We start from the raw sequence: 13,940 nt of genomic DNA on the forward strand, positions 1-13,940 counted from the left end.
CCGACTTCCTGACCCGCCGCAACGCCTGCGCGTCCTGCGGCGGCACGGAGTTCGGCGAACTCCTGCTCGGCACGGACGGCGAGATCGCCGCGTTCACCATCGTGCACCGGGCGGCGCCCGGCGTGGCGGTGCCGTTCGTGTCCGCCATCGTGAAGCTGGACGGCGGACAGACCGTGCAGGGCAACGTCGTGGGCGTCGACCCCGACCCGGAGCACGTCGCGCTCGGCATGGGCGTCCGACTCACCACCTTCGTGGCGGGCACCGACGACAACGGCGTCGAAGCCGTCGCGTACGCCTTCACGCCGCGCGACTGAACCCTCGCACCCGCCCGACCCGGCACCCCCGCACCACCCGCCCCGAAAGGAACGACATGGCCTCCGACCACGTGTGGGTCATCGGCGCGTCCATGACGCGCTTCGCCCGCCACGACAGCCTCGACGTGCTCGACCTGGCGGCAGAGGCGGCCCTGTCCGCGCTGGCCGACTCCGGCACCGCCATCGCCGACATGGACATCCTCGCCGCCGGCTCGCTCTTCAACGCGGGCGCGGGTCTCGGCCAGCAGTTGCAGAAGCAGATAGGGCAGACGGGCATCCCCGTCTACAACGTCGCCAACGCGTGCGCCACAGGAGCCACCGCGCTGCGCACCGTGCACCTGTCGATCCTCGCGGGCGAATCCGAACTCGGCCTCGCGGTCGGCGTGGAGAAGACCTCCGGCATGGGCCTGCTGGGCGCCGCGGCCCGGCCTGCCGGGGCGAAGACCGAGTTCACGCCGACCGGCCGCGACGGGCACGTCATGCCGACCGAGGGCGTCCTCGGGTCGCAGACGATGCCGAGCGTGTTCGCGCAGGCGGGGATGGCGTACCTCAACGCCAACCCGCAGGCGTCGGTGGAGCACTTCTACAAGATCAGCGAGAAGAACCACGCGCATTCGGAGTTGAACCCGCTCGCGCAGTACCGCAAGCGGTTCTCGCTCGACGAGATCAAGGGCGCGCCGATGATCTCGTACCCGAACACCTCGCTGATGTGCTCGGCGAACACCGACGGCGCGGCCGCGGTCGTGCTGTGCTCCTCGGCGCGGCTCGCGACCCTGCCGCAGACGGTGCGCGAGCGCGCGGTCAAGATCTCGGCGTCGGTGATGACCAGCGACCCGTACGTGCCGGGCGGGCAGGTTCTGCCGGACGTGTCCACGTGCACGCGCAACGCCGCCGCCGCGGCGTACGAGAAGGCGGGCATCGGGCCCGAGGACCTCGACCTCGTCGAGCTGCACGACTGCTTCGCGACCGCCGAGCTCCTGCACTACGACAACCTGATGCTCTGCGAGCCCGGCGGCGCCGCGGACTTCCTCGACTCCGGCGCCCCCTGGCGCGACGGCCGCCTGCCCGTCAACGTCTCCGGCGGGTTGCAGTCCAAGGGCCACCCGATCGGCGCGACCGGCATCGCCAACATCTACGAGGTCGCGACGCATCTGCGGGGCGAGGCGGGCGACCGGCAGATCGACGGGGCGCGCGTCGGGCTCACACATGTGATCGGGTTGGGGTCGAGCGCGGCGGTGCACATTCTCCAGAAGTAGCTCTTCGGATCAGACCATCCGGCCGGTGGGCGGACTGTCCGGCCTGGGGCGGCCGAGCGGGAACGTGCCGAACATTCACCGGCGGCACGGCCCCGCCCGGCCGATGTGGACCCACCCGTCGGCGCCTTCGCCCCGTGGGTGCGCGCATGGCCCGCGGCTTGCCTTGCAGGCAGGTTCCGAGCGGGCGCATTGGGCCGACGAACGCGGCCACACCTGCCGCGCATGCATTCCCGCCCGCTTGCCCGCGCATACCCCGCCCGTCCCGGCCTGTGCCTTGCCGCCGCTCCCCCGCTCCCGCTGCTCCCCCGCTCCCGCCCCGCCCCCGTCCGAGCTCCCACCCGGACCGCTGCCCTCGGCCCCTTCGCCGCCCGACCCGCGACAGCGTAGGACAGTAGGCTTTCGAGCCATGTTGGTCGGCCGGGATGGGGAACGGGACCACGTCGAGCGGCTGTTGGCGCAGGCGGCGGCCGGCCGCAGTGCGACGCTGGTGATCCGGGGCGAGGCGGGCATCGGCAAGTCGGCGCTGCTGGACCACACCGTGGCCGCGGCCCGCGGGATGCGCGTGCTGCGGGGTGTCGGGATCGAGTCCGAGGCGGAGTTGGCGTTCGGCGCCCTCCACCTGTTGCTCTACCCGTACCTGGACCGGCTCGACCTGCTGCCCGACCCGCAGGCTGCCGCGCTTCGCGGCGCGTTCGGACTCACCGACGACACGGCCGCCAACCCCTTCCTGATCGGCGCCGCGACCCTGACGCTGATCGCCGAACTTGCCGCCGAGCAGCCACTGCTGTGTGTGGTGGACGACGCACAGTGGCTGGACCGTGGGTCGTCGGACGCCCTGCTCTTCGCGGCCCGGCGCTTCCAGGCGGACCCGGTCGCGATGCTGTTCGCGGTCCGCGACACCGCCGTGCCGTTCCCCACCGCCCGGATCGAGGAGCTGCGGCTGCCGGGCCTGACCGCGGACGCCGCCGCCGGACTGCTCGACCGGCACAGCCCCGGGCTGACCGCCCCGATCCGCGCGCGGGTCCTGGAGGAGGCCAAGGGCAACCCGCTGGCGCTGCTCGAACTCGGCGCGGCACGCCTGGCCGCGCAGCGCGAGGGCCGCGCCGAGCCCGCGCACGAGGTAGGTCCGCTGCCGGTCGCGCGGCGCGTGCAGGAGGCGTTCCGCGCGCAGATCGCCGGCCTTCCCGCGGCGTCCCAGGCCATCCTGCTGGTCGCCGCGGCCGACCGTTTCGCCGGCATGGACACCGTGCTGCGCGTCGCCCGCGCGGTCGGGGCGGACACGTCCGACCTGGAGGCCGCGGAGCGCGCCGGGCTGATCCATGTCACGGACGGAGAACTCGCGTTCCGGCACCCGCTCGTCCGCGCCGCCGCCTACCAGTGCGCCGCGCACCACCGACGGCTCGCGGTGCACCGCGCGTTCGCCGAGGCGCTGACCGCCCCCGACGTCCTCGACCGCCGGGCCTGGCACCTCGCCGCGGCCACCACCGAGCCGGACGAGGCGGTGGCCGCCGAGCTGGAGCGGACCGCGCTGCGGGCGGAACGCCGCGGCGGGGCGATGGCGGTGTCCGCCGCGTACGACCGCGCGGGCCGCCTGAGCACGGACCCCGGGCGCAAGGCGCGCCGCATCGCGAAGGCGGCGGCTGCCGCGTACGACGCGGGCAAGCCCGACCGCGCGGCGCGCCTGGCCGTCGAGGTCGCGTCCCTCACCGCCGATCCCGGTCTCATCGCCGAGGCGACGCTGCTGCGCGGGCAGATCGAGTACGAGCGGACCTCCCCCGAGGCCGACGCCACGCTCGCGTGCGAGGCGGCGCGCCTGGTGATGGACCACGACCCGGAGCGCGCGGTCGTCATGCTGACCGAGATGATCTGCGCCGGCCGGGACGCGGGCGCGCTCGCCCTGGTCGCCGAAGGCGGGCGGCTGATGAGCGAGCTGCGGCTGCCGTCCGGTTCCGGCATGCGGACGGCCGCCGACGCGCAGATGCGCTGGGCGGACCTGCTGGACGGGAAGCCGGAGAACGCCGTCGAACCGCTGCGCGCCGTCGTCCGCACGGGCCGCGAGGCGGACGCCGGGCTCATGCCCAGGATCGTCGCCGGGTTCAGCGCGCTGATGCTGGCCGAGGACCGGGCGGCGATCGAGGCGATGGACCGGTTGCTCGCGGAGGTGCGGGCCGGCGGGGCGTTGACGTGGATCCCGTACGCGCAGGAGATCGCCGCGCTGGCGCACGCGCTGCGCGGCGACTTCCTGACCGCGCGGACGAGCCTGGCCGAGGGGGTGGCGCTGAGCACCGAGTTCGGGATGGACGTGGAGGTCGCGGTACTGCGGGCGACGTCCGTATGGCTGGCCGCGGTGACGGGCGACGAGGCTCGGTGCCGCGAACTGGCCGCCGAGATCCTGCCGGTGCTCGCCGACCGGCACGCGGTCGCCACCGCGCTGGCACGCTGGGGCCTCGGGCTGCTCGATCTCGCGGCCGGCCGGTACCGGGCGGCGTTCGACACGCTGTACGCCGTGTGTACGGGGCCGGCCCGGCACGACTTCATCGTCCGTGCCGTCGCCGACCTGGTCGAGGCGGCGGTCCGCGACGGCGGCCCCGACCGGATCGCCGGGGAGTTCACCACGTTGGAACGCTGGGCCTCGCACGTGGACAGCCCCACCGCGACCGCGCTGCTGCACCGCTGCGAGGCGATGCTGCGGGACTCCGAGGAGCACTATCGCGCGGCCCTCGACCTGCACGCCGCGCGCGGCGACCGCTTCGACGAGGCCCGGACGCGGCTGCTGTACGGCGAATGGCTGCGCCGCAGGCGCCGCCGCGGCGAGGCGCGCGCTGAACTGGACGCCGCCCTGGGCGGGTTCACGCACATGGGCGCGACGCGGTGGGAGGCGCGTGCGAGAAGCGAACTGACGGCGCTGGGCGAGCGCCCGGCGGCCGAGCCGGTCGCCGGGGACCCGCTGAGGAACCTGACGCCGCAGGAGTTGCAGGTCGTCCGCCTGGCGGCGGCCGGACTGAGCAACAAGGAGATCGGCGCGCAGCTCTTCCTGAGCCCGCGGACGATCGGCCACCACCTCTATCGGGCGTACCCGAAACTCGGCGTGACGCGGCGGATCGAACTGGCGCAACTCGGACTCGACTGACGGTCGGTCGCGACACGGGGCCGTTCTCCCGCGACCGGCCTGTGCGCGTCCGAGACCAGCCACCACCGAACCGCGGACCGACCGATCACCCGCCGATCACCGGCTGACCACTGGTCTGTCGCGGCCCAACCACCCACCCGCAACTCGCCTGCGATCCACCGGCATCCGACCCACGAGCGGCCTGCCCCCAGCCCGCCTCCGACCTGCTGTCGCAGACCACCGACCAGCGACCGCACCGCCGCCGACCCACCGCCGACCTGCCATCCCCCCCGTGACCGACCGACCATCGACCGCTCCCCGACCTACAAAAGACCCACCGCCTCCCCCCGACCGACTTACCCCGCCCCTCCATCAGTCGTTGGCACACCAGTCATGTAGCCGATGTGCGCGGCCGTGGCCTTTACCTAGCGTTTCCGACAACGAAAGGGGCAGCAGATGTTGCTGGAGAACAAGACCGCCGTGATCTACGGAGGCGGCGGCACGATCGGCGGCGCGATGGCCGAGGGCTTCGCCGCCGAGGGCGCGCGGGTGTTCCTGGTCGGGCGGACCCCCGCCACGCTGGAGGCGGTCGCCGACCGCGTCCGCGCGGCGGGCGGCCAGGCCGAGACGGCCGTGGTCGACGTCCTGGACGCGGCCGCCGTGAACGACCACATCGACGCCGTCGCCGAGAAGTCCGGCAGCGTGGACATCTCGGTCAACCTGATCGCCCAGGACGCGATCTTCCAGCCGCTGGCCGACATTTCGACCGTGGACTTCGCCGCGGCCGTCGGCAAGGCGCTGACCACGCACCTGACCACCACCAAGGCCGCCGCCCGGCACATGGTCCGGCAGGAGTCCGGGGTGCTGCTGTTCTTCGGCGGTTCGGACCACGCGAACACCCTGCCCGGGATGGGCAGCGTGCAGGTGGGCATGGACGCCGTCGAGTCGCTGCGCAAGCAGTGGGCGGCCGAGCTGGCGCCGCACGGCGTGCGAACCGTGACGCTGCTGACCGGCGGCATCGTCGACAGCTTCCCGGACACGCCGGAGATGGCGCCGGCCCGGCAGGGTCTCGTCGACGCGTCCCCGCTCAAGCGCGCCGCGACGACGGCCGACGTGGGCAGGGTCGCCGCGTTCGTGGCCTCGGAACACGGCCGCAGCATCGCGTCGACGCAGGTCAACATCTCCTTCGGCGCCTGCTACGGCTGACGCCGCGGCGATCCCCACCGCCGATCCCCACCGCCGATCCCCACCGCCGATCCCTGCCGCGGTCCCTGCCGCGCCCCCGCCGCGCACGAGGTTGGAAGTTCCGGGGGCCCTTGATAAAACGTCAGCTACCCGGCGGAGGGGCGAACTCATGGCAGGGGAACGGGCCGACGAAGTCGACGCGCTGATCGTCGGGGCGGATTCGCCAGCATGTACCAGTTGCACGCGATGCGCGGGCTCGGGCTGCGCGCCCGTGTCCTGGCGCGCGGTTCCGGGGTCGGCGGCACGCGGTTCTGGAACCGCTACCCCGGGGCGCGCTGCGACGCGCCCAGTCTCTTCTACTCGGTGTCCTACCGGCCGGACCTCGACCAGGAGTGGCACTGGACGGAGCGGTTCGCGGCGCAGCCGGAGATCCTGGCGTACATCCGCGAGGTCGCGCGCCGGGAGGACATGGAGCGGGTCAACGCCATCTCGCTCGGCAGGGTGTTCACCGCTCCCTGGCACGAGGCGACCGAGGAGGAGTTGGCCGCAATCCGCGCGCGCATCCCCCTGGACCGCATCGCGGGGCCGGACGAGATCGCGCCGGTAGTGGCGTTCCTCGCGTCGCCGGCCGCCTCGTACATCACCGGGCAGACCATCACCGTCGACGGCGGACGCACCATCTGGGCCGGTGAGTAGCCCTGATGCGGGGGACATGAGCCCGTGCTCACGATCGACGCGGCAAATCACCTTGGCGCGAACCGGCATGCGGCGTGAATAGTGGCGGCATGAAGCGGATCCTGAACGTCGCGGTCATCGGCGACCATGACGCCTCCTCGCCCACCCACGCCGCCACCGACGCCGCGCTCCTGCACTCGGCCGCGGCCCTCGGCATCGGGCTCAAGGTCCGATGGTTCGGCACCGGGTCGCTGGAGTCCGACGTGTCGGAGATCGCGTGGGCGGATGTTCTGTGGTGCGCACCGGGCAGCCCGTACCGCAGCCTCGCGGGCGCGGTTGCGGCGCTGCGGTACGGCCGGGAGAAGGGCGTTCCGACACTGGGCACGTGCGGCGGCTGCCAGCACATGGTGCTGGAGTACGCGCGGAACGTGCTCGGGTACGAGGACGCCGGGCACGCGGAGTACGACCCTTATGCCTCAACGCTGTTCGTGTCCGAGCTGACCTGCTCCCTGGTCGGCCGGACGATGCCGGTCGCACTCACCCCCGGCTCACGCGTGGCCGCCGTCTACGGCACCACCGGGACCGAGGAGCGGTATTACTGCAACTTCGGCATCGACCCGGCCCGCCAGACGACCCTGCACGAGGGCGGGTTCGCCATCACGGGCGTGGACGGCGACGGCGAGCCGCGCGTGCTCGAACTCCCGGACCACCCCTACTACATCGCCACGCTGTTCGTCCCGCAGGCCCGGTCGCGCCCGGACGCGCCGCACCCGCTCGTCACCTACCTCCTGCGCGCCGCCCTGTGACGCCGGTGCCGCGGCCGGGGAGGTTTGCCGGTTCCCGGTGTCCGGTGCCGTGCATCGCACGGCGCGGGCCCGACGCTCGTGCTCGGTCGCACTCGCCCGCCGGGACTTGACGGCCCTCCTACGCCCGCAACGCCGCGAGGCGCGGTGTCCAGGCACCGTGAGCGCATCGGGACATCGGCCTCGCTCATGGCCTTGCGCAACACAGTTGGTGGACGTCGAGTCCTCAGGTCGGCGCGCCGGTGCGAATTTGGTTGATCAGTGTGCGAATTGCCGCGGGGTCGAGGCCGTCGGTGAGGATGTTGACGAGGTAGTTGTCGTCGGCCCACAGGCACGAACTGGCCGTGCAGCTGTACGTCCCGCCGAACGCCTCGCCGGTGTCGGGCGGATTCGGCTCGTCCTCCGCCCCCGCGACGACCCTTTGGACCAGCACATTGGCCGGCATCTTCCCGGCGGAGGCGATGATCACCATCAGATAGCCGGGCCGACCCGCGGCCGGTGCCTCGTCGTAGTAGTAACCGCCTTGCCAGTCACGGGTGTCGGTGTATCCGAGGAACTCCATCTCCTGGACCAGCCGGTACGCGGCCCCCTGGTCGTCCACCGCGGGATCGCTCGCGAGCGTCGTGTCCGGCGGATTGTTGGGCGTCGCCCCGTCCCAGGCGTCGATCCGCTCCGCCGCACCGATCCGTTCGGGAAGCCCGGGGCCGCCGGGCGCGGTATCGCCGCCCTCGCCGCCACCGTCGTCCGAACACCCGGCCAAGGCCACCACGCACGCCGCCGCGACCCCGGCGACCACCCGCCGACCTCGTCGGCCCCGTAGGCCGCGTGCCGCCCGGGTCGCGGGTATGGATGCCGTCCTCTGCACGCCCCTCACGACGTCCGATACCGCCGCTTCATGCGTCGCTCACCCCTGATCGTGGATCCCCCGGGCCCAAAGCCCCCACCAACCATCTTGGCGCACCCTTGCACGGACGGCGAATTCGCACAACGATTCGGACGAGGGGCACTCACAACCGCCGCGGCCCGACTCCCTCCCCGGCGAGCGTGTCGCCCGGGTTGAGCAGCGCGCACGCCTTCATCGAGAGGCATCCGCAGCCGATGCACCCGGTCAGCTCTGCCTCCAGTCGCTCGATCGTCAGCCGGCGCTCCTCCAGCCGCCGCTTCCAGCCGCGCGACGCGCGCTGCCACTCCTGGTGACTGGGCGGCCGGTCGAGCGGCACGTCCGCGAAGGCGTCCCGGAGATCCTGCAACGGAATGCCGATCCGCTTCGCCACCGAGATGAGCGCGACGCGGCGCAACATGTGGCGCGGGAAGCGACGCTGGTTGCGGTCGTCGCGCTCCGACGCGATCAGCCCCAGCTCCTCGTAGAACCGCAGCGCTGAAACAGCCGCACCCGTCCGGGCACTCACCTCCCCGATGGTCAGCCAGTCATCGGGCCTCGCCCGCACCTCACCCGAACGCCGCCTCGCCATTCGCGACCTCCCTTGACCTCAAGGTTACTTGAGGTCCTACGGTCGGCTGCGTCAACCCCGAATCCGGCAATTGACCTGGAGAGGAAGGCAGTTCGATGACATTCGTGATCGCGTCGCCCTGCGTGGACATCAAGGACAAGGCCTGCGTGGAGGAATGTCCCGTCGATTGCATCTACGAGGGCGAACGGATGCTTTACATCCACCCCGACGAATGCACCGACTGCGGAGGCTGCGAGCCGGTCTGCCCGGTCGAGGCGATCTACTTCGAGGACGACGTCCCCGAAGAGTGGCAGGACTACACCATCGCCAACGCCGACTTCTGCACCGACTTGGGCACCCCCGGCGGCAGCGCCAAAATCGGCAACACCGGGCGGGATCACCCCACGGTCGCCGCTCTCCCGCCCCGAGCCCCCACCGTCTGACCCCGTCGCTCCGAGACCTCGGTCGCCGGTGACGAGCGGCCGCCGCCGAAGGCGAACCGGTCCTGACGTCCGTTCAGGGTCGGTTCGCCTTCTCGGAGGTGGGTTACTCGAACGGGAAGGGCGGGGTCTCCGGTCCCATGCGGAAGACGGCCAGTTCGGAGTGGGCGAGGCCGAAATTCCCGTCGCACGGCTCCAGTACGGCGACGAGGTGGCGCCCGTCCGGTGACCAGGCGAGGGCGGTGACGAACGTCTCCATCTGGCGGCCGAGGATGATCCGGCGGTCGGCCATCCGCCAGACGCACAGTTCGTGCGGGCGGCGCCCGTCGAACGGCCCGAGGTAGCCGAGTTTGCGACTCAACGACGCGGCGGCCAGGTACGACCCGTCCGGGCTCGCCGCGATCTCGAAGAGCCGCTCGGAGGCGTCCGCGACCTTGTCGACGACCTCCGCGGACTGTGGGTCGACGACATACAGGTCCTGTTGCGCGCCGAGGAACAGCCGTGAGCCGTCCGCCGAGAAGGCCTTGGACTGGATCGGGTCCCACTTGCCGGCGTGCACGATGGTCCGCTGCGGCAGGGTGTCGGTCGCGTGCAGGTCGTAGCCGCCCAGCTTGCCGCCGTTCGGGGTGACCCGGTGGACGCCGTCGTGCGACCGCTGGTGCCCGGACTGGTAACTCGCCGTGGTCTCTTGTCCCGTGCGGACGTCGAACGCCCACTGCCGCTCGGGCTTCGGGTCGCTCAGCTTGCTGTACGACTTGAGGGTCACCACGTGCTCGCCCGGCACCCACATCGGCATCGCGACGCTCCAGTCGCCGGCGCTCGTGTGCGCGACCTCCGACCAGTCGGCGGTGTCATACACCCACACCAGGCCCTTCCCGGTGTTCGCCGCAAGGTACTTCCCGTCGTCGGAGAAGGCCAGGTTCCGGATGTCCTGGTACTTGAACTCGCCCTTCTTGCCGGCGAACGGGCTGATGCGGTGGACCGGTTCGGCCAGGTCGGGGATGTGCGGGGCGTCGGCGGCGGTCCAGGTGTCGCCGTGCATCGGGAAGATCGTCGAGGCCCAGGTTTTGCCGGGGGCGAGCGTTTCGATGCACCTCTCGTCGGTGACCCACACGTCGTAGTCGAACTGCACCAGAAGGTCCTCGTCCTTCCAGCCCCCGTCGCGCAGGTAGTAGAAGTCGTGCAGACGCTCCCACTGGGCGGCGGTCGGCGGGTGGTTGCGGGAGGCGATGCGTTCGACGCGCGGGACGAACCGGCGGGCGTTCGCGTCGAGCCAGGCGTAGTCGAGCATGGTGTCGACGCTGAACATCCTTGCAAGGGCTCCGTGTTCACCCCCGTCCCGCCCCCACCGCGCAGCCTCCCAGAGCAGGAAGAAGAAGTATCCGGGGTCGCCCGGCACCGGCGGGTGGGACCGGCTCCCGGTGTCGTAGTAGACCGCGAACACTGTGAAGCGGACGCGGAGTTCCTTCGGGTCGACGTCCAGCACGCGAACACCGTAGATATCGGTCGACATCGCCGTCTCTCGTCGGGGGGCTTCCAGGGACGACGCACGATCGTGGCACAGCGCGCCGACGCGGCAGGGGCGGTGGTCCATCGGACGCGACCTGGGCCGCGTACGGGGGACGACCAGTCACGGCGGTGCGACGCGTACGGGGGACGGCGAAGGACCGGGCCCGGTGACCTCGGTGAGGACGGGGCGATGGCCGGTCCCGCCCATCTCATGGGCGGGGACGGCGAAGTGTGGCAGGGTTCGTGCGTGAACTCCGAGCAGAGCAACCGGATTCAGGCCGATTGGCGGCAGGCGCAGCGGTTGATGGCGGAGGGACGGCACACCGAGGCGGTGGTCCCGGCCGGGCGAGTTGCTGACGAGTGCCGCGAACTAGCCCGTACGAACCCGGCGTTCGTACCCGATCTGGCGATGGCCGCGCACCAGCTCGGCCTGCTGCACGCGCAGGGCTCCGCGTGGCGCGCCGCCGGGTCGGCGATGAGCGAGTCGCTGGCGGCCTATCGGCGGCTCGCGCAGGCCGATCCGGCGACGTACACGCCGAGCGTCGCGGTGTCGTTGAGCTATCTCAGTCTCTATCAGGCGCGGCTCGGTCTGGCGCCGAAGGCGCTCGACACCGCGCGCGAAGCCGCCGCGCTGTACCGCCAGGTCGTCGCCGAAAACCCCAGCGACGACCTGGAGTTCGATCTCGCGTCCGCGCTGAACGACCTCGGGAACCGCTACATGGACCTCGGCATGCTCGGCGAGGCGCTGCCCGTGGCCCAGGAGGCGCTGGCCATGCGGCGGCGGCAGGTCGCACGCGACCCCTCGGCGGTACCGGACCTGGCGATATCCCTCAACAACCTGGGCAACCTGTTGCGTGAGATGGGCCGCTTCCGGGAGTCGCTGGCGCCTTCACGCGAAGCGGTGGAGATCCGGCGGCCGTTGGCCCGATCGAACCCCGGCGGGTACCTGGACCTGCTCGCGATCTCGCTGAGCAACCTCGGCAACGTCCTTGCGGATCTGGGGAGTCGGAGCGAAGCGCTGTCGGTCACGCAGGAGGCCGTGGCCACGGACCGACGGCTCGCGGCCGCGAATCCGTCCGCGCACACGCCCCAATTGGCCCGCTCTCTGAGCAATCTCGGCCTGCGGCGCTGGGAGGCCGGACAGTCCGGCCAGGCGGTGCAGCCGGCCCAGGAGTCGGTGCGTCTGCGCCGCGATCTGGCTCGGACGAACCCCGCGCTCCACGAAGGGGACCTGTCCGCGTCGTTGAACAACCTGGGCCTTGTGCTGCGGGACGTGGACCAGCTCGCGCAGGCGCGCGCCGTCACGGAGGAGGCGGTGGAGATCAGAGCGCGCCTGAGCCGGAGCCTTCCCGCGGCGTACCGCCACCACCTCGCCGACTCCCTGATCAACCTCGCGTCGATCCTGGGGAAGCTGGACCAACCCGACGCCGCGCTGAAGAAGGCCCGGAAGGGCGAGGAGATCTACCGGGAGCTGGCGGCGGCCGATCCGACCGCCCACGGCTCCGGTTTGGAAATGGCTTCACGGGTGGTGGCGTTGCTCACGGCGTGAGGTCGTCCGGCGGTGTCGATGTCGGCGTCGGTGTCGGTGTCGGCGGTGACGGTGGTTGCGATGACGGCGGTTGCGGTGACGGTAGTTGTGGCTCGGCAAGCCCTCGACGGCGGTGCCATAGCTCCGCGACCACGAGGACCGGGATCCCCACCGCCGCCGCGACGAAGGGCGCGCCCACGATCAGGCAGAACAGGCCGATGAACACACCGACGGTGATCGCCTCGCCCGCACCGGACCCGGCGTACGCGACGGGGTCTTTCTGCGGGATCAGCCAACTGTCGTCCTGGCGCAGCAGCCGGGCGTCGAGCGTGCGTCCGACAGTGCAGTCGCCGCTCATGCGGACGCGGACATCGGGTACGACCGTTCCCCCGCCTCGCGGGCGGAACTCGCCGTGGCAGTGCCGCTTCCGGCCGCTGCTGTCGTTGACGACCTTGCGGTGTGTGACGGTGACCGTGCCGCGCTCGCCGTAGTGGTCGTTCGCGGCGGCGACGGCCTTCACGCTGCGGACCGGCACGTCAAGGGTGAGCTGGACGAAGAGCCAGGCCACCGGGAGGCAGACCACGAAGGCGATCAGCAGCCCTTTGACGCTGCCACGACGGCGCACCGCTTTCCTGCCGCCTGTACGCACGTGGCACCCCCTTCTCCGAGTGGGTGAGTGGCCGGCCATCGCGATGCCGGACGTTCAGCCCTCTGAACTTCCGTCTGTAGCGGGCGACTTCCCGGTTCGGGCCGCGTCGCGCCGGCGCAACGACGGCGTCAGGGACCGGGCCGCCGCTCCGGCGGCGACGAACGCGAGGGCGCCGAGGACTGCGGCGGCAGTGGCACGTGCGGGAACTCCCTTACCGAGAGCGAACATTGGCGCGGTCAGCCCGCCGGTCAGTGCGCCGAGGGCAGCGGCAGCCAGTCCGGCGTCGAGCGGGCCCCAGGCGTACAACACCGGGTTGACCTCGTCGGCGACGACCGCGCGGCGGTGGCGCAGGAGCCAGGCTGCGAGGCGTACCGCGACGGGGATCAGCGGGACCGTCAGGCCGATCACGACGACAGCGCCCGTCGCGTCGTGGTTCGGGGTGTCGCGTGTGACCTCGCTGCGCCCGGCAGCATGCACTTCCACGACGCGGTCGCGCCACATGGTCACTGTGACGGCGTCGCCCCGGGAGACACTGTCGATCAGGGCGCCGGAGCCGCCGACCGGCACGCGCCGATTCGCGAACTCATCGCTTTCAAGCAGGAGTTCGTGCCGGGGATTTTTGCCACCGACGTCGATCACCGCGCGCACGACCGCCGACACGGTCCTCAGGCAATCGCGGTGCTCGCGGTTCCCGTCGGCGGGTTCGGCGCACGGGCGTGCGTCGCGGTACGCGCGGTCCTCGTCCGTGTAGCCGCTCAGTGCCCGTGCCGTTCCCGCGCTCAGTGCCGCCAACGCGGCTGCTGCGACTGCCAGTCCGACGATGGACAGCCGGACCTTCCAGAGCAGGACGGTCCGGCAGCGGGCGCAGCGGCGACCATCCGGTCCGGAATGCGCGCAGTACCTCCGGCGCCTGACGCGGCCGCCGCCGGAGTCGGTACCGCCCGCGCGTTCGGACATCAGGTGACCTCCATCCCGTAGGTGGCCGGGTGCGTCCCCGCCGGTTCCGGGGACCGGCGGGGAC

At 71.9% G+C, this 13,940-nt stretch carries 13 protein-coding genes; 8 read left to right on the plus strand and 5 right to left on the minus strand.

Features of this window, described 5'->3' with window-relative positions:
- The 6 genes from ACRX5S_RS35345 to ACRX5S_RS35370 all read left to right on the plus strand — a co-directional run.
- Nucleotides 1-314, plus strand: a 314-nt coding sequence (locus tag ACRX5S_RS35345) for a Zn-ribbon domain-containing OB-fold protein (RefSeq protein ID WP_436777317.1), incomplete at its 5' end; no start/stop codon positions are given.
- A gap of 56 nt (nucleotides 315-370) precedes the next feature.
- Complete coding sequence (locus ACRX5S_RS35350) at nucleotides 371-1,570, plus strand: thiolase family protein (protein ID WP_436777318.1); 1,200 nt, start codon at nucleotides 371-373, stop codon at nucleotides 1,568-1,570.
- Between the two features lie 406 nt (nucleotides 1,571-1,976).
- Complete coding sequence (locus ACRX5S_RS35355) at nucleotides 1,977-4,700, plus strand: ATP-binding protein (protein ID WP_436777319.1); 2,724 nt, start codon at nucleotides 1,977-1,979, stop codon at nucleotides 4,698-4,700.
- A gap of 435 nt (nucleotides 4,701-5,135) precedes the next feature.
- Nucleotides 5,136-5,885 carry an SDR family NAD(P)-dependent oxidoreductase gene (locus tag ACRX5S_RS35360; RefSeq protein WP_436777320.1) on the plus strand — a complete coding sequence of 250 codons (750 nt, stop codon included), beginning with the start codon at nucleotides 5,136-5,138 and terminating at the stop codon, nucleotides 5,883-5,885.
- A gap of 207 nt (nucleotides 5,886-6,092) precedes the next feature.
- Nucleotides 6,093-6,560: an SDR family oxidoreductase gene (locus ACRX5S_RS35365; protein ID WP_436777321.1), complete on the plus strand. Its 468-nt coding sequence runs from the start codon at nucleotides 6,093-6,095 to the stop codon at nucleotides 6,558-6,560.
- An 89-nt stretch (nucleotides 6,561-6,649) separates the two neighbouring features.
- Nucleotides 6,650-7,345 (plus strand): CTP synthase C-terminal region-related (seleno)protein, encoded by a 696-nt coding sequence (locus ACRX5S_RS35370; RefSeq protein WP_436777322.1) that lies wholly within the window; start codon nucleotides 6,650-6,652, stop codon nucleotides 7,343-7,345.
- A 223-nt stretch (nucleotides 7,346-7,568) separates the two neighbouring features.
- Here ACRX5S_RS35370 and ACRX5S_RS35375 read toward each other — a convergent pair whose 3' ends face one another.
- Nucleotides 7,569-8,138 carry a hypothetical protein gene (locus ACRX5S_RS35375; RefSeq protein ID WP_436777323.1) on the minus strand — a complete coding sequence of 190 codons (570 nt, stop codon included), beginning with the start codon at nucleotides 8,136-8,138 and terminating at the stop codon, nucleotides 7,569-7,571.
- A gap of 211 nt (nucleotides 8,139-8,349) precedes the next feature.
- Entirely contained in the window at nucleotides 8,350-8,814 is a 465-nt protein-coding gene (gene soxR / locus ACRX5S_RS35380; protein ID WP_436777324.1) for a redox-sensitive transcriptional activator SoxR, read from the minus strand.
- Between the two features lie 95 nt (nucleotides 8,815-8,909).
- Here soxR and fdxA point away from each other — a divergent pair, with 95 nt between their 5' ends.
- Nucleotides 8,910-9,236: a ferredoxin gene (fdxA, locus tag ACRX5S_RS35385; RefSeq protein WP_436777325.1), complete on the plus strand. Its 327-nt coding sequence runs from the start codon at nucleotides 8,910-8,912 to the stop codon at nucleotides 9,234-9,236.
- Between the two features lie 103 nt (nucleotides 9,237-9,339).
- Here fdxA and ACRX5S_RS35390 read toward each other — a convergent pair whose 3' ends face one another.
- The gene (locus ACRX5S_RS35390) at nucleotides 9,340-10,746 is read right to left on the minus strand and encodes a WD40 repeat domain-containing protein (RefSeq protein WP_436777326.1); all 1,407 of its coding nucleotides are present in this window, start codon (nucleotides 10,744-10,746) and stop codon (nucleotides 9,340-9,342) included.
- 186 nt (nucleotides 10,747-10,932) lie between these two features.
- Here ACRX5S_RS35390 and ACRX5S_RS35395 point away from each other — a divergent pair, with 186 nt between their 5' ends.
- Nucleotides 10,933-12,291 (plus strand): tetratricopeptide repeat protein, encoded by a 1,359-nt coding sequence (locus ACRX5S_RS35395; protein ID WP_436777327.1) that lies wholly within the window; start codon nucleotides 10,933-10,935, stop codon nucleotides 12,289-12,291.
- On the opposite strand, the gene ACRX5S_RS35400 is transcribed toward ACRX5S_RS35395, so the two are convergent.
- Both ACRX5S_RS35400 and ACRX5S_RS35405 read right to left on the minus strand, forming a co-directional pair.
- Nucleotides 12,281-12,895 (minus strand): hypothetical protein, encoded by a 615-nt coding sequence (locus tag ACRX5S_RS35400; RefSeq protein ID WP_436777328.1) that lies wholly within the window; start codon nucleotides 12,893-12,895, stop codon nucleotides 12,281-12,283. The two genes, ACRX5S_RS35395 and ACRX5S_RS35400, sit on opposite strands and share 11 nt — an antisense overlap.
- Before the next feature lie 78 nt (nucleotides 12,896-12,973).
- Nucleotides 12,974-13,876, minus strand: coding sequence for a hypothetical protein (locus ACRX5S_RS35405; RefSeq protein ID WP_436777329.1), 903 nt, complete (start codon nucleotides 13,874-13,876; stop codon nucleotides 12,974-12,976).
- Nucleotides 13,877-13,940: the final 64 nt, after the last annotated feature.

Origin of the sequence: Yinghuangia sp. YIM S09857 (assembly GCF_051388915.1) — a bacterium.
In the GTDB taxonomy this organism is placed as follows: domain Bacteria; phylum Actinomycetota; class Actinomycetes; order Streptomycetales; family Streptomycetaceae; genus Yinghuangia.

Excerpts from the sequence above, each read along its gene's own strand:
- ACRX5S_RS35350 (WP_436777318.1), top strand. The coding sequence starts at position 371 with ATGGCCTCCGACCACGTGTGGGTCATCGGCGCGTCCATGACGCGCTTC.
- ACRX5S_RS35360 (WP_436777320.1), top strand. The coding sequence starts at position 5,136 with ATGTTGCTGGAGAACAAGACCGCCGTGATCTACGGAGGCGGCGGCACG.
- fdxA (WP_436777325.1), top strand. The coding sequence starts at position 8,910 with ATGACATTCGTGATCGCGTCGCCCTGCGTGGACATCAAGGACAAGGCC.
- ACRX5S_RS35365 (WP_436777321.1), top strand. The coding sequence starts at position 6,093 with ATGTACCAGTTGCACGCGATGCGCGGGCTCGGGCTGCGCGCCCGTGTC.
- ACRX5S_RS35370 (WP_436777322.1), top strand. The coding sequence starts at position 6,650 with ATGAAGCGGATCCTGAACGTCGCGGTCATCGGCGACCATGACGCCTCC.
- ACRX5S_RS35390 (WP_436777326.1), bottom strand. The coding sequence starts at position 10,746 with ATGTCGACCGATATCTACGGTGTTCGCGTGCTGGACGTCGACCCGAAG.
- soxR (WP_436777324.1), bottom strand. The coding sequence starts at position 8,814 with ATGGCGAGGCGGCGTTCGGGTGAGGTGCGGGCGAGGCCCGATGACTGG.
- ACRX5S_RS35405 (WP_436777329.1), bottom strand. The coding sequence starts at position 13,876 with ATGTCCGAACGCGCGGGCGGTACCGACTCCGGCGGCGGCCGCGTCAGG.
- ACRX5S_RS35395 (WP_436777327.1), top strand. The coding sequence starts at position 10,933 with ATGGCCGGTCCCGCCCATCTCATGGGCGGGGACGGCGAAGTGTGGCAG.
- ACRX5S_RS35355 (WP_436777319.1), top strand. The coding sequence starts at position 1,977 with ATGTTGGTCGGCCGGGATGGGGAACGGGACCACGTCGAGCGGCTGTTG.